Source organism: Pseudomonas sp. GW821-FHT07E12, from assembly GCF_058986605.1.
Genome location: NZ_JBYSVX010000039.1, coordinates 1 through 18,633, shown reverse-complemented (window position 1 = coordinate 18,633; position 18,633 = coordinate 1). Strand labels below are relative to the sequence as shown.

Genomic DNA, 18,633 nt, shown 5'->3' with positions numbered 1-18,633 from the left:
CACCCTATGACAACATCGGTTGTGGCCTGATGCGCGTCCGGTCGCGCAACCACCGCCTGCCCATGCCCAGGATGTCCGCTTGAGCACGTCTTTCCCGTCTTCCGAAATGCCGTCCACCCGCGCCCTCGGAATGCTGGAGGAGGGGGTTTATCGCGACATGTTCGGCAGCATGGACGCCGGGTTCTGCGTGATCGAGCTGGTGTTCGAGGGGGATCGACCGGTCGATTACGTGTTTCTCGACGTCAATGAAGCCTTCGAGCGCCTGACCGGTCTGCGCGATCCGGTCGGTCGTTCGATCCGGTCGCTGCTGCCGCACAGCGATGGCGAATGGATTCGCCGCTATGGCGAGGTGGTGCTGACCGGCCGGCGCCTGCGTTTCGAGCTGGAGGCGCGGGCGCAGAAGAGCTGGCATGCGGTGGATGCGTTCCGGATCGGCGACCCGGGGCAGCGGCGGGTCGGGATCCTGTTTCTGGACATCACCGAGCGCAAGCGCATCGAACGCGAGCTGGCCGAGAGCGAGGCGCGCTTCAGCGCGCTCGCCGATGGTCTGCCGATGCCGGTGTGGGTGCTCGATTCCCACGGCGTGGTGCGCTTCGTCAACAGCGCGTACGGCGATTTCTTCGGCCTGGACATCGCCAGCGGCACGGTCCCGGCGTGGAGCGAACTGTTGCATCCGGAAGACCTGCCGGTGTTCCAGTTCGAACTGGCCGCGGCACTCGAACGGCAGCACGGCATGCGGGCGCTGGTGCGTGCGCGCCGTCACGACGGGCGCTGGCGCTGGATCGAGATGAGCGCGATGCCGCGTTATTCCGCCGGCGGGCGCTTCATCGGCCTGGCCGGCAGCAGCCCGGACGTCACCGAGCGTCGCGAGATCGAACTGGCGCGCGAGCAACTGCTGGAATCGGAGCGGATCGCGCGCAACGAGGCCGAGAACATGACCCGGCTGAAGGACGAGTTCCTGGCCACGCTCTCGCATGAACTGCGCACGCCGCTGACCACGATCCTCGGCTGGAGCGAACTGCTGCTGCAGCGGTTGGAAGATGCCGATCCCAGCTACAAGGGATTGTCGGTGATCGCCGGCAGCGCGCGGGTACAGAAGCGGCTGATTTCGGACATGCTCGATCTGAGCAGCATGCTGCTCGGCAAGGTGCAGCTGGAGGTGGAGACGCTGGATCTGAGCGACCAGCTGCGCGAGGCGATCGGTTCACAGGAGCCCGTTGCCGAAGGCAAGGCGCATACGATCAGCCTGCGCGTGCCGGAGGAGCCCTGCCTGGTGCTTGGCGACGCCACGCGCCTGCAGCAGGTGTTCTGGAACCTGCTGTCCAATGCGATCAAGTTCACCCCCGCGAACGGCAGCATCGAGGTGGAGGTGGTGCACGAGAGCGGCCACTTCGTGGTCAGCGTGCGCGACACCGGCGATGGCATCGCCCCGGAATTCCTGCCGCACCTGTTCGGTCGTTTCCGCCAGGCCGACGGCACCACCACGCGTCGTCACGGCGGTCTCGGCCTGGGCTTGGCGATCGTGCAGCAACTGGTGGAGATGCACGGTGGCCAGGTTGCCGCCGCCAGCGAAGGCCCCGACAAGGGCGCGACCTTCACCGTGCGCCTGCCCGAATACACCCCGGAGCTGCACAAGCGGCCACGGCGCGAACTCAAGCGCAGCCTGGCCTCGGAACAGGTGGTGGAGGCCAAGGCATTGAACGGCTGGCGTCTGCTGGCGGTGGAGGATCAGCCGGACATGCGCGATTACCTGCGGCGCCTGCTCGAGGAACAGGGTGCCGAGGTCGCCGTCGCCGCCAACGCGACCGACGCGCTGGAACTGCTCGACGACGGCGCGCACGCGCGCTTCGATGTGATGCTCACCGACATCGGCATGCCGGGCATGGATGGCTACGGCCTGATCCGCACCATCCGCGAGAACATGGGACTGGGCGCGGCGGCGTTGCCGGCGGTGGCGGTGACCGCATTGGCACGCAGTGACGACCGCGACCGCGCGCTGGCCTCTGGTTTCCAGGGCCATCTGGCCAAGCCGTACAGCGTGGCGCAACTGGTCGCCGCGGTACGCGATGCCCGCGAGATGTGACGCGGGCGGCTTGGCTGGTCTTTCACGGGGGAGCGGGTAGCGTGGTTTTCCGTTCCGGAACCGCGAGGTGCCCCATGTCCAAGTACGCCAGGCACGTCTATTCGGGCCAGTCGCAGATCGCCGCGCTGGAGGCTTGGATCGTGCAACTGCCGAGCGAGGCGCGGGTGCAGATCAGGCTCGACGATGGCCGCTGCATACTCGGCACGGTGCCGGTGCAGCCGACGATCCAGGCATTCCGCGACCAGGACGAGCAGGAAGGCATGAACAGCCTGCTGCGGCTGGACGATCTGGATACGCCGGTGCAGCAGCACCTGATCTGGCTCGACACGATCCGTGAAGTGCGGACGCTGCCGCCGTTGCAGTCAGGCGGGGTGTAGCGTTGCCTGCCGAACTTGCCGGGGTGATCCAGCCGCGAAGCTAGTCACATGTTGGTGGGCATAGACCGAAGATAGGCATGTTATCGCCACGTCTTGACGGAACGTTTACGCGTGTATCGTGTACGGGCGGCATCATCGCCGCTGCCGTTCCCGTCCCAGGAAGCCCCCTACGATGACTCCCGCCCTGATTCAGTCGGTTCGTTGGCCATTGGCCGCGCTTGCCGCATGCCTGCTCGTCGCGTGCGGCGACACCGCCAAGTATCCGGTCGAGCGCGGGATCGGGCCTGATCCGGTATTGCCGGACCCGGTCAACCGGCTGATCCCGACCGTCAAGATCGCGCCGGTGAAGGGCTGGGCCGAAGGCGCTGCACCGGTGCCGGCCGACGACCTGCAGGTCACCGCCTTCGCGCGTGGCCTGGATCATCCGCGCTGGGTCTACGTGCTGCCCAATGGCGATGTGCTGGTGGCTGAGAGCAATGCCCCGGCGCGGCCGGAGAAAGATCCGACGCTGCGCGATCGCATCGCCGGCGCGGTGATGAGCAAGGCCGGCGCACGCACCCCCAGTGCCGAGCGCATCACCCTGCTGCGCGATACCGACGGCGACGGCGTCGCCGAGACCCGTACCCAGTTCCTGACCGGGCTGTATTCGCCGTTCGGCATGGCGCTGATCGGCGACCGTCTCTACGTCGCCAACGCCGATGCGCTGGTGCGCTTTCCGTACAAGGATGGCGATACCCATATCACCGACAAGCCCGAGTTCGTCGCCAACCTGCCGGGCGGGATCAACCATCACTGGACCAAGTCGCTGCTGGCGAGCGCGGACGGCAAGCATCTGTACGTGGGTGTCGGCTCCAACAGCAACATCGGCGAGAACGGCATGGACGCCGAGTTGAACCGCGCGGCGATCCTGCAGGTCGATACCGACGACGGCAGCATCCGCGTCTATGCCGATGGCCTGCGCAATCCGGTCGGATTGGCCTGGGAGCCGTCCACGCAGCAGTTGTGGACGGCGGTCAACGAACGCGACGAGATCGGCAGCGATCTGGTGCCGGATTACATCACCTCGGTACGCGAAGGCGGCTTCTACGGCTGGCCGTACAGCTATTACGGCCAGCACGTGGACGAGCGGGTACAGCCGCAGGATCCGCAGAAGGTCGCCCGGGCGATCAAGCCGGATTACGCACTGGGCGCGCATACCGGCTCGCTCGGACTGGCGTTCTCCGGCAGCGAACTGTTGCCGGCGCGCTTCCACGACGGGGCTTTCATCGGCCAGCACGGCTCGTGGAACCGCAATCCGCCGAGTGGCTACAAGGTGATCTTCGTCCCGTTCGTGAACGGCAAACCGCAGGGCATGCCGCTGACCGTGCTGGACGGCTTTCTCGATGCCGATGGCGGCGCACAAGGCCGCCCGGTCGGCGTGACCCTGGACAAGCGTGGCGCGCTGCTGGTAGCCGACGACGTTGGCAATGTGATCTGGCGGGTGACGCCGAAGGCTGCACCGGCAGCCGCACCGGCTGCAACGCCGTAGGCATGGCGGTGGGCTTCAGGCCGGGGGATGCGGATGGCCGTGATCACCCCGGCTCGACCTGTCCGTCGGGGATGAGCGAAGCGCCGAACATGGCGTAGGCGAATTCGTCGATGGTTTTCTGCGACATGCTGGTGTTGTTCAACACCACCAGGCTGCTCTGGCCATCCAGGCGATGGGCGAGCAGCGAGCGATAGCCGTCCGTTTGCCCCGTCTCCCAGGCGAACCGGTGAGGCGTGCCGTCCACGGACAGGGTTTTGACACGTCCGCCAAGTGCGTAGTCCTGCTCGCGGACCAGGACGGTGCTCAGTGCTTCGCGTGATGCGGCGCTCAGGAACGCCTGGTCGTAGACGCCGCGCGCCGCGCGCAGCAGGTCGCCGGCGGTGCCGACGTAGCCCCCGGAAGCCAGCGTGTATGGGAGCCGCGGATACATCTTGCGCACGGGGGGCGAGACCGAGCTGTAGGCCGCGGCGATTTGTGCGCGTGCCTGCTCGGAATGTCCGGGCAGGATGTGCGACAGCCCGAGCGGGGCGAGTGTCAGCGTCTGCACGGTCGCCTCGAAATCCCCGCCGGCAACCGCCTCGACGATGCCTTTGACCAGGATCCAGTTGGTGAGGTCGTAGGAGAACCGGCTGCCCGGCTCGAACGTCAGGTCGCCCGAGCAGAACGCCGCGATTGCCTCGTCGGTGGTGAACGCGCGGGTCCACAGACCCGGGTCGTCCTTGATCTTCGGGTTGAACATGTTGGGGATGCCGCTGGCGTTGGACAGCAGGTGCCGCAGTCTTACCTTGTCGCCGGTATCGGCGCGGTAGTGCTTGAGGTAGCGGGTGATCGGTGCGTCCAGGTCGAGTCGTTGCTGTTCGACCAGACGCAGCACCGTGATCGCGGTGAGCCACTTGGATATGGAGGCCAGCGCATACGGCGTATCGACCGTGGCGGATTGGTGCGCCTCAATATCGGCCATGCCGAAGCTGCGCGCGTTCACGGGCTTTCCCCGGCGGGCAAGCAGGATCACGCCCTGGAAGCCGTTGGCCTCGACGAAGGCGTCGGTGATCGCCCGCTCGGCATCGCTCGGCGCCCGCTCGGCCGCGTGCAACGAAGATGCGAGCAGGCCGCCGAGGCCCGCTCCCAGGAATGTTCGCCTGCTCCACTGCTTCATCCGGATCCCCTTCCCCTGACCATAGTGCGGGCGAGTATGTTGGCTCGCGCCGGCACGGTCCATCCCGGGGCCGGGTCGGAGCGACACGAACGTCGATGCGGTCGCATCAATGCCCGGTTTCAGCCTTGGTTGCATCACTCCCGCGACGCTGTTCCGGTGATGTCCTGCGGCAGGTGCGAGGCCAGCGTGCGCGAGATCGCGTCCAGCTTGCTTCTTGCGGTTTTCAACCCGAACAGGCCGACCGTGCGGGCGAGCAGGCGCAGGCCGAAACCGGCCGTATCGCCGCGCTTGCGCGGAATGCAGTGCAGGTGCAGGTGGGGGATGTGCTGATTGGCGGCAATGCCGTCGTTCAGCAGCAGATTGCCGCCGCCGATCGCATGGCCGCCGGACTCCTGCGCACGCAGGACGCCGTCGGCCAGCGCGAACAGCCGCTGCTGTGAGGACAGGTCCAGTTCCGCGATTCTTGCGACGTGGGATTTGGGGATGATCAGGACATGGCCTTCCCGGATCGGATGAATGTCCATCACCGCGATCCAGTGCGGATCCTCGTGGACCACGCTCGCGGGCAGCCTGCCGCCGACGATGTCGCAGAAGATGCAGTGCGCTTGTGGGGTTGTTTCCACGTTCATTCCACCTTTTCGTCGTCTCGGGTCGGTCGTGTGCGCCGGACCGGTTTCTGCGCGTGCAGGAGCCCGGCCAAGGCCTTGTAATCGGTCTTGCCGTTGGCGTTGAGCGGAAGCGCGTCCAACACATGGATCTGGCTGGGCACCATGTAGGACGGCAGCCGCTGTTTCATGGCGGCGAAGGCGGCGCGGGTATCGAAGTGGGCGCGGACCACGAATGCGGCGATGCCGCTGGCGGCTTCGCCTTGGCGGGTGTGGATCGCGATCGCCGCCACCTGCGCGGGATGGTCCGGGCTCGAGCAGGCGTCCCGCAGGTGCGCCTCGACCTCCTGCAGCTCGATGCGGTAGCCGCGCAGCTTGATCTGGCGATCCGCCCGGCCGCAGAAGTGGGCGATACCGTCGGGCGCAATCACGGCCAGATCGCCGCTGCGGTACCAGCGTGTGGCATCCAGGCCGATAAAACGCGCGTTGACGAAGCGCGCGGCAGTCTGCGCGGGGTCGTGCCAATAACCGAGGGCGAGCTGCGCGCCGCCGAGCAGCAGTTCGCCGATCTCGCCGGTTTCGCAGCGGCTGCCGTCCTCGCGCACCACCACGATCTGCATGCCGGGGAACGCGGTGCCGATCGGAACCACGGAGCATTCGCTGTCCCGTGCCTGGACGCGATGCGCGGTGCAGGCGATGGTCGCCTCGGTCGGCCCATACAGGTTCTCGCAGCGGGCATGGGGCGCGGCGGTCCTCCAGGCGTCGGCCAGCGGCCCGGGCAAGGCCTCGCCGCAGAACAGCGCCAGTTTCAGCGTGGGCAGCGCGCCTGCGTCCAGCAGCCGGTACCGCTGCAACGTGGCCGCCAGCGACGGTACTGAAAACCAGACGGTCAGCCGATGCTCGTTGACGAAATCCGTCGGCATCATCAACGCCGACCTGGGCACGCAGTAAAGGCATGCGCCCGCCGCCCAGGTCACGAACATGTCGTGCATCGACAGGTCGAAGGTGGGCTCGAAGAACTGCGTGCAGCGCTGCTGCTCGTCGAGTTCGGGATAGTGGGCGAGCACGGCATCCAGATAGGCGCACAACGCATCGTGGCCGACGGCGACGCCCTTGGGCGAGCCGGTGCTGCCCGAGGTGAACAGCACGTAGGCGATGTCCTCGTCCGCCACGGCGAGTCCTGACGAGATGCCTGACGAGGCGATGGTGTCGTCGACGTCCTGGGCAGCGGCGATCGCCGCCGGCCGGCCGTCGGATGATGGCGGCGCCTGCTCATCCGCCATCACGTCGTCGGGACCGTATTCCGGCGTCAATACCGTCAACGGAAAATCCAGCCTGCCGACCAGGCCGGGCAGCTGCGCGGCGCCGTACTCGTCGCAGATGAGCGCGGCGGGCCGGGTGCGTTGGAGAATGTCCGCCATCCGAGCCTCAGGGAAACTCGCTCCGAGCGGCACATGGATCTTGCCGGCGAGCATGCAGGCGAGTGGGGCGCAGTAGGCGGTGAGGCTGCGTTCGCCGAGCGTGGCGCACACCGTGCCGGCGACAGCATCGAGTCGGGTGGCCAGGCGCTGTGCATGTGCCTTCAGCAGGCGATAGGAATAGCTGCGGCCATCCACCCACAGCGCGGGCCGATCAGGAAAGCGCGTGGCGGAATCGAGGACGTGATCGATCGCGCGAATCCGTCGCGTGGCGTGTGCTGGCCTCATGCGGCGTTCTGCTGGTCTGGCGCGAGGTGTCGGCATGCCAGATCCGCCACGCGCTGGTCGTAGTAATGGCTGAAGTGATCGCCTTCCGCATCCTGATGCAGATAGCCCTGGTGCAGGCCATCGCACAGGGCCTTGCCGATGTCCGGATGGGTGACCACGTCGCGCTCGCCGACGTAGACCAGCACCGGCTGTGTCACATCGCGGGTCCACGCATCCGGCCGCTCGCCGAACAACGTGCGCATCATGTTCGCGTAGCGGAACAGCGACTCGGGAGTGCGGAACGGAAGGCTGGTCATGTACAGCAGGTACGGATCGGTGCTGGTCAGGATGTTGCTCAGCATCCTGGAGTCGCCCGCGTCGGCGGCCGTCTCGCCGTAGATCAGTTCGCAGTACTTCTCCGCCATGCGGTAATTGCCGGCGATCTTGTCGAACAGGGAGCGGATGCCGGCTTCGAAGCGGGTAACCCGGACGGTTTCCGAGGGCGAGATCGATACGCCGGGATTGAGCAGCAGCCCGGCGCGGATGCGTTCCGGGAACGCGGCCATCGCACGCAGTGCGATCTGCGCGCCGCTGCTCCAGCCGATGACGCCGGATGGCCCCAGGCCCAATGCCTTCTGGATATCGATCATGTCCTGCGCATGCACGAGCGATCCACAATCGTCCGGCTCGAATGCGTGCTCGACGTCGGGCACCCAGCGGCATTCCCAGGTGACCACGTGGAAGTGATTGCGCAGGCGCTGGGCCAGCGGCAGCATGAATTCCGCCGGCATGCCGTAGGCGTTGGCGAGCAGAAGCGGCGGCAGGGAACGGCTGCCGCTGGTAAACACCCGCAGCGCGGCGCCGTCGCGGGCCGCCACGGTCTGCGAGCGGAATCCGGTGCCGTCGATCTCTTCCTGCTGCAGCTCCAGCAGGAACGAGGACAGATAGCGATCGACATCGTGCCAGTCGAGCTGGGGCTGCGGCGAGGCGCTGCGCAGGAAATGCTTTTCCCCGTTGTAGTAGCCGGCGTAGAACCGAGTGCGCTCGTCGAACAATTCCTGCAGCGGGCCGGCCTCCTGGCGGCGCTCGGAAACGAAGGCGAGACGGTTCGCCTCGGTCTTGCGGTCGACCATCGCAATCATCTCCGGCATGCCGATGCCTTCCGGATTGCTCAGGTGGAAGAAGCGCTGGTCGCCGAACCCTTTCGAAGACAGGCTGAGCATGTCGTAGACACACTCGTCGACCGGGGTGAGGTTCACGGTGGCCCGTTCGCTGCCAAGCAGCTCCAATGGGTGTTTCAGCTTCCTGAGCGTTTCGCGCAGTCGATACACCTCCTTCATGAAGCCGTACACGCCGAAGCGGGTGGTGCCGCTGTGATGGCTCGCGCGCGGCCCCATCACCACCGACGGCCGCAGGATGCGGTAACTCAGGCGATGCGATTGGCAGAAGTCGATCACGCGGTTCTCGGCGAGATTCTTGCTTTCCTCGTAGGTGTTGTTGTACTCGCGGTCCGGGGAGTGGCGGGTTTCCTCGATCAGGCCCTGCACCTTGCCGACGCTGTAGGCGGTCGAGATGTGCACGAATTCCGCATGCGTATCGTCGTGGCACACCTTGCGGAACAGCTCGAGCATGTGCTCGGTGCCGCCGATGTTCTGCTCGAAGATCTCGCGGCGATGCCGGTCCTCGAACTTCAGGCTGGCGGCGCAATGCCAGAACTCGCGCGGTCGCGCATCGCGGAGCCGGATGAGGCTGCTCGCATCCAGCCCGCAGTCGGGAAGCGTGATGTCACCGACCAGCACGTGCAGGCGTGCGTCCAGCAGCTCTTTGGGTAGCCATCTTCCGTACGATGCAGCGCATTCGGCCAGATGCGTATACAGCCGGGTACGGGCCTGCCGCTCGGACTCGCCACGCACGATCGCGTAGACCGGCCCGGCCCATTCGACCCTGCGCAACAGGTAATGGCCGCCGAGGAAGCCGGTGGCGCCGGTGAGCAGAATGGGTGCGACGGGACCGGAGGGAATGAGCGTGCTCGGGTCGCGGGTTTCAGGGCGCTGCATGAGGAAACTCCTTGTAGGTCGGTGCAGTGCGGGAATCTCGATTCCCCTGGTTTTCTGCCTCGATGTCGAGGCCGGTGCGATCGCACGCCATGGCTGTGGCGTGCGCGATGCGGGTTGCCCGGCTAGTTCGCGAAGAAGTGGCTGCGGACGCGGGCGAGGGTGGCGGTCCTGGGGATCAGATCGGGAGTGACGGGGATTTCCCGGTCGATCAGCTCCTCGATGATGAGGATGTACTCGACGAAGTTGATCGAATCGAGCAGCTTGTGCTCGAACAGGTCGGTGTCGTCGTCGATGTGTGCGAGGTCCGGGTGCTTCTCGAGCAGCCATTCGCGCAGGGTTTCGATACCTGGGGTGCCGATGCTCACGCTGGGTTCCCTTCCAGTCCGATGCCGATGTCGTTCATGAACTTCAGTGGCCGCTTCAGCAGCGCCGAGGCGTGGTGCTCGCGGCGCACCGGGTGCGACAGCAGTTGCCGCCGCAGCGTCACGCCACCTTCGATCCCGCTGTCGCGGTACATCGCCGGCTGGTACAGCGCTTCGATGGAAATCTGCAGGAAACGCTGCAGATGGGCGACGGCGCCCTCGCATTCCGCCGGTGTGCTGGCGGTGAATGCGATGTCCTTGGCCTGCGCCAGGATCGCCCGCCCGAAGGTGATATGGCGGGCTTCGTCGGCGTGATGGACCTGATGGATCAGCCGTACGAAAGGGGAGACCCGCTCGTCGCCGCCAGCGACGACGTTGTAGTAGCCGCCAATCTCCTCGAACAGGAATATGCGGGCAAACAACAGGAAGAATTCCATCTCCTTGCCGAAACGCTCGCTGGCGATGCCGGTCTTCTTGCTGGAGTAGATCTTGCCGCCATAGCGACGGCAGAACTCGCCGAAGAACCAAAGGTGCTTGTTTTCCTCATCGATGAAGTGATGGATGTAGCTTTCGATATGAGGCAGGTCCGGGGCGTAGAGCTGGGCCGAGAGCATGTTGATCAGCTCGCGCTCGCCTTCGACATTGAGGCTGAAGGCGTTGATGCACTCCCATTTCGACAGCCGTTTGAGCTGCGCTTCCGACAGTGCGTCGGCATGCTCGGTGCCATGCACGCTCAGCAGTTCCGGGGACAGCCACCATTCGTCGTCCGGTATCGCCTCGGGCCAGCTGATCTGCGAGAAGCTGTTGACGTGGCGATCCCGCGAAAGCTGGATCAACTTCTGCATCCGCGAGGCGAATACCGGATCGTCGTCGATCCGGGTCAACGTGGCGGATGAAGATGCAGGGTTGGCGTGCGGAAGCATCCTGGCTCCTTGTCTGCGATGCAGGTGCGCATGGCGCCTGTCGTGGATTTCCTGTGGGGCATCAGGCCCCGTGGTGCGATGTCGCGGCCTCGGCGCGGAGCTCGCGGCGCAATATCTTGCCGACGTTGCTCTTGGGCAGTTCGGTACGGAATTCCACGTGTTTTGGTTGTTTGTACCCGGTCAGGTTGGCGCGTGCGTGAGCCCTGACCTGCTCCTCGACGAGGTCGGGATCCTTGCGGACGATCACGACCTTCACGGCTTCGCCGGACTTCTCGTCGGGGACGCCGAACGCAGCCACCTCCAGCACGCCGGGCATCAGCGCGATGACGTCCTCGACTTCATTCGGATACACGTTGAAGCCCGAGACCAGGATCATGTCCTTCTTGCGGTCGACGACATGGAAGAAGCCGTTGTCGTCCATCCGCGCCATGTCGCCGGTATGCAGCCAGCCGTGCTCGTCGATGACCTTGGCGGTTTCGGCAGGGTGCTGCCAGTAGCCCTTCATCACCTGCGGGCCGCGGATGCACAGCTCGCCGATCTCGCCAATGCCCAGTGTGTTGTTCTGGTCATCCACGACGCAGGCCTCGGTGGACGAGACCGGCAGGCCGATCGAGCCGTTGTACTGGGCCAGATCCATCGGATTGATGCAGGCGGCGGGCGAGGTTTCGGTCAGGCCGTAGGCTTCGATGAGCGTGCTGCCGGTGACGTGCTTCCAGCGTTCGGCAACGGCGCGTTGCACGGCGGTGCCGCCACCGAGCGAGAGGTGGAAGCGGGAGAAGTCGAGCTTGTCGAAACCGGGCGTGTTGAGCAGCCCGTTGAACAGCGTGTTCACGCCGGTGATCGCGGTGAACGGCACGCTGCCGAGTTCTTTCACGAACCCCGGCATGTCACGCGGGTTGGTGATCAGGTGATTGCGGCCGCCGAACTTCATGAAGACCAGGCAGTTCGCCGTCAGCGCGAAGATGTGGTACAGCGGCAGCGCGGTGATGATGACTTCCTCGCCCATGCGGGCATTGCGCCCGATCCAGGCGGATGCCTGCTGCATGTTGGCCACGAGGTTGCGGTGGCTCAGCATCGCGCCCTTGGATACGCCGGTGGTGCCGCCGGTGTATTGAAGGAAGGCGATATCCTCGGGGGAAATATCCACGCTCGGCAGCGGATGCTGCTGCCCGAGCTGCAGAGTCTTGCGGAAGCGGATGGCGCCCGGGATGTGGTAATCCGGCACCATCTTCTTCACGTGTTTCACCACGAAGTTGACGAGGCTGCCTTTCGGGAATGGCAGCAGGTCGCCGAGGCCGGTGGTGATGACGTGCTTGACCTGGGTATCGGCGAGGACTTCTTGGACGGTCTTGCCGAAGTTGTCCAGGGCAAGGATCGCGCTCGCGCCGGAATCGACGAGCTGATGCCTCAACTCGCGTGCGGTATACATCGGATTGGTGTTGACCACCGTCAGGCCCGCCCGCAACGCACCGAACAGCGCGATGGGATATTGCAGGCAGTTCGGCATCATGATCGCGAGGCGATCGCCTTTCTTCAGTTTCAGCTCGCCGAGAAGATAGGCGGCGAACTGCTTGCTGTAGGCATCGACTTCCGCATAGGTGATCGAGCGTCCCATATGGGAGAACGCTGGACGGTCGCGGTATTTCTCAAGTGAGGATTGCAGGACCGATACGATCGATGGGTATTCGTCTGGATCGATCTGATGCGGCACGCCAGCGGGATAACTCTTCAACCACGGATACTCGAGATTCATTCTCCCTCCATGTGGTTACTGCTTTCTAGTTGGCAATTCCTATGCTGCGTCCCGATTGGAGCATAGGGATTCGTGGAGCTGCAAGGCGCGTGCGTCGATCAATTGCATCCTGTTCGTGTTGCGAAGCAGCACATATGCGTTGTCGCGGACCATGATGGTGACGTGGGTGCGAGGCGGGGGCAGCCTGTGGTCGTGTGAAGGAGGACGCGATGTTCTGTCCGCGCGGCGTCCAGCGTTGTTTGGGTGTTTCCGCATCCGCCGAACACCGGGAACGTTTTCTGGTGATGGAGCCGATGCTTGAACGGCGGTGGGTCTTCTGCCGGAGTCGCGGCGGCCGGAAGTGTCGAGGCAGCAGTCATCGCCCGCGACCGATAGAATATGCGGCCTAGTGTCGGTATCGCATGCAATGGCCGCCCTGCAAGACGCTCCACTCGAAACCCTGTTCCTGCCGTTCACACAGGGCCCGTTGCGCTGGCCCGGCGGCCGTGCGCTGTTCCTGCGTGCCCGTGACGGCTGGCCGCTGCGTCAGCATGCCGCTGCTGGAGGGCTGCTGTGCGAGCAGAGCTTCCGGCCATTCGCCGAGGCACTTGAGCGCTCCGGCTGGGATGTACTGGATGAAGCCGCGGTCGAGGCCTCCGGGACGCGCTACCCGCTGGTGCTGGTATTGCCGCCGCGGCAGCGCGAGGAGGCACGCGCGTTGTTTGCACGCGCGGTCGCGCTGGCCGCACCGGGCGGGATCGTGGTGGCCTGCCAGGCCAACAACGAGGGCGCCAAGTCCAGCGAGAGCGATCTGCAGCAGTTGGCGGGCCTCGGCGGCAAGATGACCAAGCATCACTGCCGCGTCTACTGGACCGCGCCGCTGCACGGCACCCATGACGCCGATCTGCACGCGCGCTGGCTGGCGCTGGACGCGCCACGGCCGATCGTGGGCGGACGTTTCACCAGTCGTCCGGGCGTGTTCGCCTGGGATCGGATCGATCCGGCCTCGGTGCTGTTGGCCGAGCATTTCCCGGCCGATCTCGCCGGCCATGGCGCCGATCTCGGTTCGGGGTATGGCTATCTGTCGAGCGAGCTGTTGCAGCGTTGCCCGCAGATCCGCGCGCTCGATCTGTACGAGGCCGAGGCGCGTGCGCTGGCCTTGGCGCGCAGGAACCTGCATGCGTTCGAGGACAAGGTGCGGCTGGGTTACCACTGGCAGGACGTCACTGCCGGGCTGGGCGGACGCTTCGATTTCATTGTTAGCAACCCGCCGTTCCACACGCCCGCGCGCGAGGAGCGCCCGGACATCGGTCGGCGCTTCATCGCGACGGCGGCGCAGGCATTGCGTCCGGGCGGACGCCTGCTGGTGGTCGCCAATCGCCATCTACCGTACGAGCAGGTGCTGGATGCGCAGTTCGGCACGGTGCGCGTGCTGGCCGAGCGTGATGGCTTCAAGGCGCTGCTGGCCACCCGTGGCGGTCGCGCATGAAGCTGCTCAAGCACATCGCCAACCTCGGCTACGGCAGCCGCAAGCAGGTCCAGCAGATGTTCCGCGAGGGCCTGTTCACTGATGCACAGGGCGAGGTGTTGTACGCAGACGACCAGACCCCGCATGAGGCGATCCGCTTCGACGGCGAGCCGCTGGATCCGCCGCCGGGTTTCGCGCTGCTGCTGTACAAGCCGACCGGTTACACCTGTTCGACCAAGGACAGCGGCCGGTTGATCTACGACCTGTTGCCGCCACGCTTCCGGCTGCGCGCGCCGGTGCTTTCGCCGGTGGGGCGGCTCGATCGCGATACCAGTGGCTTGCTGCTGATGACCGACGACGGTGTGCTGCTGCACAGGATCGTGTCGCCGAAGTCGAAGCTGGACAAGGTCTACGAGGTCGAGCTTGCGCAGGATCTGCGTGGCGACGAGGCGGCGCTGTTCGCCAGCGGCACGCTGTTGCTTGAATCGGAACTCAAGCCGCTGCTGCCGGCCGAGCTGGACGTACTCGACGCACGCCGCGCGCGCCTGACCCTGCACGAGGGCCGCTACCACCAGGTGCGGCGCATGTTCGCCGCCGCCGGCAATCACGTGGTCGCATTGCATCGCAGCCGTATCGGTGGACTCGGGCTGGGCGAGCTGGCCGAAGGCGAATGGCGCGCGCTGGCGCCGACCGACATCGACGTGCTGTTCGGCGGGGAGCAGGGATGAGCGCGGTGGAGCCGTTGTTGCAGTTTCCGCAGGCGGTGATCTTCGACATGGACGGGCTGATGCTCGACAGCGAGCGCGCGATCACCGAGTGCCTGGTCCGGGCCGCCACGTCGTTGGGCGAGGACATCGCGCCGGACTACTGGCTGTGCATGGTCGGCAAGGGCGATGCGGCGAGCCAGACGATGCTGGCCGAACGTATCGGTTGGGCACGCGCGGAGGCCTTGTTGGATCGGGCTCGCGAGCTTTACGTCGACGTGGTCGAGCAGGGCATTCCGCATCGGCCGGGAATCATCGCGCTGCTGGAGTGGCTGGCTGCGAACGAGATCCCGCGCGCGGTGGGTACTTCGACGCGGCGCCCGTTGGCGTTGCGCAAGCTGGAGGCAGCGGACCTGCTGTGGCGGTTCGATGCGATCGTGACCAGCAGCGATGTGGAGCATGCCAAGCCGGCGCCGGACATCTATCTGTTGGCCGCGCGCAAGCTGGGCGTGGCGCCTGGGCATTGTCTGGTGCTGGAGGATTCGCCGACCGGTGTGCGGGCGGCGTTGGCGGCGGGGATGACGCCGATCCAGATTCCGGATCTGGTGGTGCCGGATGAGGGGGTGCTTGCGATGGGGCATCGCATTGTGGGGTCGTTGGGGGAGGTGCAGGGGTTGTTGGAGGAGTGTTTGTTGGGGTCGCAGGTTTAGTTGTTCGTTGTTTGTCGTCGGCTCCGGTACGGGAGGATGCGCCGTACTTTCCCCGCGCTATCTCACTACCGTCGTCCCCGCGCAGGCGGGGACCCAGTGACTTCCACGCGATCTCTCTATCGTCATCCCCGCGAACGCGGGGATCCATGGACGTTGCTTGTTGGGTTTGACGTTGCAGTGGCAGCAACTGCAACTGCAACAGCCAAGGCTTTCGCTCCTTCGGAGCGAGTCACCTTTCTTTGCTCGTGCAAAGAAAGGTAACCCAAAGAAAGCACGCCCCAGTCCTCGCGCCCTCCGCTGCGCTACGGGTGCACTGCGCCAGCGGGATTTTCTGACGCGGCATCCATGCCGCGGCAGAAAACGACGTGCATCCATGCACGTCGCCCCTGCGGGGTTTTTGCCCGCTGGCTCCGTCGCTGCGGATGGGGGCCCCGGGAAGTCAAAAGCAAAGAGCGACAGCAAAATCACGAGCAACGGCAACGGCAACGGCAACGGCAACGGCAACGGCACAAGCAACAGCAACAGCCCGGGCTTTTTGCGCTCCACAAACACGAAGGGCCAGCTGTATCCAGCCAGCCCTTCGTGAGTCATACCTCAGCCATCACTACCAGTTGAGGTTCACCGATACGCCGATGATGCGGGGTTCGTTGTACACGGCGGCCATGTAGTTCTCGATCACGCCCTTGAGGTTCTTTTCGTTGGTGATGTTGCGGGCGAAGGCGGCCACTTCCCAGGCGCCGTAGCCGCCGGTGTAGCCGGCGCGCAGGCCGCCTTCGAAGCTGCCCTTGGAGTTGAACTCGACGCTGTCGTACAGGACGAAGCTGGTGTACCCCTGTTTGTTCCAGTCGGTGGCGATGAAGTAGGCGCCGCCGTCGTTGACCGGGATGTCGTAGCGGGCGCTCAGGTTGAGGTTGTACTTGGGGGCGTTCGGCAGCGGGTTGCCGTCGATCTGGGCGAAGGTGTTGGCGCCGACCTTGATGGTCGGGTCCTCGACCGTGCACACCACCACGCCGTTGAGGGCGCAGACCTGGGCGTAGACGCGCTTGTCCTGGATCTCGCTGTGCAGCAGGCTCAGGCCGGCGCTGAGCGACAGGTTCGGGATCGGGCGCCAGTCGAGGTCGGCTTCCAGGCCGTAGGCCTTGGCCTTGTCGGCGTTGAACAACACGCCGTTGCCGTTGGCATCGTTGCCGTTGAGCTGGATGTCGTCGACGGTGTAGGTGAAGGCGGTGGCGTTCAGGCGCAGGCGGTTGTCGAACAGGCTGCTCTTGATGCCGGCTTCCCAGGACAGGATGGTTTCCGAGTCGGCGGTGGTGAAGTCGCTGTTGAATACCGCCGAGCGGCCCTGGATGGTCGGGCCGCGGAAGCCGCGCGCGACGCGGGCGTAGGCGCCGAACTCCGGGGTGAACTGGTACATCGCGCTCAGATCCCAGCTCGGCTGGGTGTCGCTCATCTTCACGTCGCGGCGGCCGGTGTAGGTCACCGTGCCGTCGGCGCGGTCGGCGGTCTTCAGCAGGCGGGTTTCCTTGGAGTCGCGGGTCTGGCGGATGCCGGCGGTCAGGGTCAACTCATCGGTCGCTTTCCAGCTGACCTGGCCGAAACCGGCCCACGAGGTGTTGCTGTTGCGCAGGCGCACCCAGTTGTTCGGGTTGCGTGCGGCGGTTTCCAGAAAGTAAGCGCGCTGGTAGAAGTCGGTGGTGTCGCGACCGTCGAACCAGTACGCGCCTACCTGCCAGGACAGCGGGTTGGTCTCGTTGCTGGCCAGGCGCAGTTCCTGGGTGTACTGGTCGAGGCTGCGGATCTGGCCCATCGATTGGCCGTAGCCGTTCGGCACGCCGTTGACCGGGTAATCGGCCGCCGCGCCACCGTCGGTATCGCCACGGCTGTAGCCGGAGGTGGTCTCGTAGGCGCTGATCGAGGTCAGCGAGACGTTGCCGAAGTCGTAGACCGCCTTGATCGAGCCGCCGTGGGTCTTGTAGGCCTGCGGATTGTCGTGGGCCTCATCAAAGGCGACCTTGTCGCGCGGCACGTCGACGTCGTTGGAGCCCTTCACGATCGCGTTGCGCAGGAACAGCGTGGAGGTGCCGTCGTAGTCGCGGGTGTGCAGCGAGGCCAGGATCGAGAAGTCGTCGCTGGGCTTGAGCAGCAGCTGCAGGCGTGCGTTGCGGTCGTCGTAGCCGCCCATCGCGTCCTTCTTCGGGCTGACGGTGCCGTCGGCGCTGGGGCCGGTGTAGGTGTTGTCGACCCAGTTGTCGCGGTGCTGGTACAGCGCAGAGACGCGGAACGACAGCACGTCGTTGATCGGGCCGCCGAAGCCGCCGTCCACCGAGACGGTGTTGTAGCTGCCATAGCTGGCGTTGACCCGGCCGGCGTACTCGTCGCTGGGCTTGATCGTGTCGAACTTGACGATGCCGGCGGTGGTGTTGCGGCCGAATAGCGTGCCCTGCGGACCGCGCAGCACTTCGACCTGGTCGAGGTCGTAGACCGGGTTGGACTTCAGCACGACGTGTTCGAGCACGACATCGTCCTGGATGATCGAGACCGGCTGCGAGGCGCCGAGGTAGAAGTCGATATTGCCCAGGCCACGGATGTAGAAGCGCGGGAAGATGCGGCCGGTGGTGGTTTCCGCGTACAGGCTGGGAATGCGGCCGGACAGCGCCAGCAAGGTGTCGTCGCCGCCGGCGGTGATGTTGCGCATCGCCTCACCCTGCATCACCCCGACCGAGACCGGAACCTCCTGCAGGTTCTGCTCGCGGCGCTCGGCGGTGACGGTGATCTGGTCGAGCGAGGTGGCGGTATCGGCGGCACGCGGCGCGGCGTCCTGGGCCGAGGCGGCGGCGCCCCAGGTCAGCAACAGACCGGCGCAGGCGCAGGCAAGCGTGTTGCGGCGCAGCGCTGGGCGGCCGAGGGCCGCGCCACGCAGCGTGGAATCGGTGAAAGCGGGGTGCAACGACATGAATCGGGTCCTTTGGGTGCGCTGAGTGGGTTCCTTCCGGGCTGCGCAGGACCGGCGACCACGCGGTGTTGTTCCGCGCGGTGGCACTTTATGTCGAGTTCGTTGCGTGATGTTTACCGAATGAAATGGAATGCCACAGATTGACATCAAGTGGCCAGGGATTGGCGGATAGCAAGTACCTGCCGCCGCCAGGATGTTGCCGTTGCCGTTGCTGTTGCCTTGGACTTTGACTTACCCGGGGCCCCCATCCGCAGCGACGGAGCCAGCGGGAAAAACCCGCAGGGCGACGT

14 protein-coding genes are annotated in these 18,633 nt (G+C 65.5%); 6 read left to right on the top strand and 8 right to left on the bottom strand.

Features of this window, described 5'->3' with window-relative positions:
• Window positions 1-79: 79 nt before the first annotated feature.
• The 3 genes from AC3WJE_RS17780 to AC3WJE_RS17770 all read left to right on the top strand — a co-directional run bounded on the left by AC3WJE_RS17780 (window position 80) and on the right by AC3WJE_RS17770 (window position 3,988).
• Entirely contained in the window at window positions 80-2,083 is a 2,004-nt protein-coding gene (locus AC3WJE_RS17780) for a PAS domain-containing hybrid sensor histidine kinase/response regulator (RefSeq protein ID WP_493732155.1), read from the top strand.
• A gap of 74 nt (window positions 2,084-2,157) precedes the next feature.
• Entirely contained in the window at window positions 2,158-2,460 is a 303-nt protein-coding gene (locus AC3WJE_RS17775; protein WP_493732154.1) for a DUF3247 family protein, read from the top strand.
• A 172-nt stretch (window positions 2,461-2,632) separates the two neighbouring features.
• Complete coding sequence (locus tag AC3WJE_RS17770; RefSeq protein ID WP_493732153.1) at window positions 2,633-3,988, top strand: PQQ-dependent sugar dehydrogenase; 1,356 nt, start codon at window positions 2,633-2,635, stop codon at window positions 3,986-3,988.
• 43 nt (window positions 3,989-4,031) lie between these two features.
• Here the strand turns inward: AC3WJE_RS17770 and AC3WJE_RS17765 are convergent, their stop codons facing one another.
• From AC3WJE_RS17765 to AC3WJE_RS17735, 7 genes are all read right to left on the bottom strand, one after another.
• Window positions 4,032-5,144, bottom strand: a complete 1,113-nt coding sequence (locus AC3WJE_RS17765; protein WP_493732152.1) for a serine hydrolase domain-containing protein — start codon at window positions 5,142-5,144, stop codon at window positions 4,032-4,034.
• Between the two features lie 134 nt (window positions 5,145-5,278).
• Entirely contained in the window at window positions 5,279-5,773 is a 495-nt protein-coding gene (locus AC3WJE_RS17760) for an HIT family protein (RefSeq protein WP_493732151.1), read from the bottom strand.
• The gene (locus AC3WJE_RS17755; protein ID WP_493732150.1) at window positions 5,770-7,455 is read right to left on the bottom strand and encodes an amino acid adenylation domain-containing protein; all 1,686 of its coding nucleotides are present in this window, start codon (window positions 7,453-7,455) and stop codon (window positions 5,770-5,772) included. Before AC3WJE_RS17755 ends, AC3WJE_RS17760 begins: the two co-directional genes overlap by 4 nt.
• Window positions 7,452-9,491 carry an alpha/beta fold hydrolase gene (locus AC3WJE_RS17750; protein WP_493732149.1) on the bottom strand — a complete coding sequence of 680 codons (2,040 nt, stop codon included), beginning with the start codon at window positions 9,489-9,491 and terminating at the stop codon, window positions 7,452-7,454. Before AC3WJE_RS17750 ends, AC3WJE_RS17755 begins: the two co-directional genes overlap by 4 nt.
• A gap of 122 nt (window positions 9,492-9,613) precedes the next feature.
• Entirely contained in the window at window positions 9,614-9,856 is a 243-nt protein-coding gene (locus AC3WJE_RS17745) for an acyl carrier protein (RefSeq protein WP_493732148.1), read from the bottom strand.
• Entirely contained in the window at window positions 9,853-10,776 is a 924-nt protein-coding gene (locus AC3WJE_RS17740; RefSeq protein ID WP_493732147.1) for a diiron oxygenase, read from the bottom strand. Before AC3WJE_RS17740 ends, AC3WJE_RS17745 begins: the two co-directional genes overlap by 4 nt.
• A gap of 61 nt (window positions 10,777-10,837) precedes the next feature.
• The gene (locus AC3WJE_RS17735; protein ID WP_493732146.1) at window positions 10,838-12,529 is read right to left on the bottom strand and encodes an AMP-binding protein; all 1,692 of its coding nucleotides are present in this window, start codon (window positions 12,527-12,529) and stop codon (window positions 10,838-10,840) included.
• Between the two features lie 406 nt (window positions 12,530-12,935).
• Between AC3WJE_RS17735 and AC3WJE_RS17730 the strand changes: the two genes are divergently transcribed.
• From AC3WJE_RS17730 to AC3WJE_RS17720, 3 genes are read left to right on the top strand one after another with little or no spacing between them, the layout of a single operon-like run.
• Window positions 12,936-13,997: a class I SAM-dependent methyltransferase gene (locus tag AC3WJE_RS17730; protein ID WP_493732145.1), complete on the top strand. Its 1,062-nt coding sequence runs from the start codon at window positions 12,936-12,938 to the stop codon at window positions 13,995-13,997.
• Complete coding sequence (locus tag AC3WJE_RS17725) at window positions 13,994-14,704, top strand: pseudouridine synthase (protein ID WP_493732144.1); 711 nt, start codon at window positions 13,994-13,996, stop codon at window positions 14,702-14,704. The genes AC3WJE_RS17730 and AC3WJE_RS17725 overlap by 4 nt, the downstream gene beginning before the upstream one ends.
• On the top strand, window positions 14,701-15,390 hold the full coding sequence (locus AC3WJE_RS17720) for an HAD family hydrolase (RefSeq protein ID WP_493732143.1): 690 nt from the start codon (window positions 14,701-14,703) through the stop codon (window positions 15,388-15,390). The genes AC3WJE_RS17725 and AC3WJE_RS17720 overlap by 4 nt, the downstream gene beginning before the upstream one ends.
• Before the next feature lie 604 nt (window positions 15,391-15,994).
• On the opposite strand, the gene AC3WJE_RS17715 is transcribed toward AC3WJE_RS17720, so the two are convergent.
• A complete protein-coding gene (locus AC3WJE_RS17715; RefSeq protein WP_493732142.1) occupies window positions 15,995-18,343 on the bottom strand; it encodes a TonB-dependent receptor in 2,349 nt (782 codons plus the stop codon).
• Window positions 18,344-18,633 lie beyond the last annotated feature (290 nt).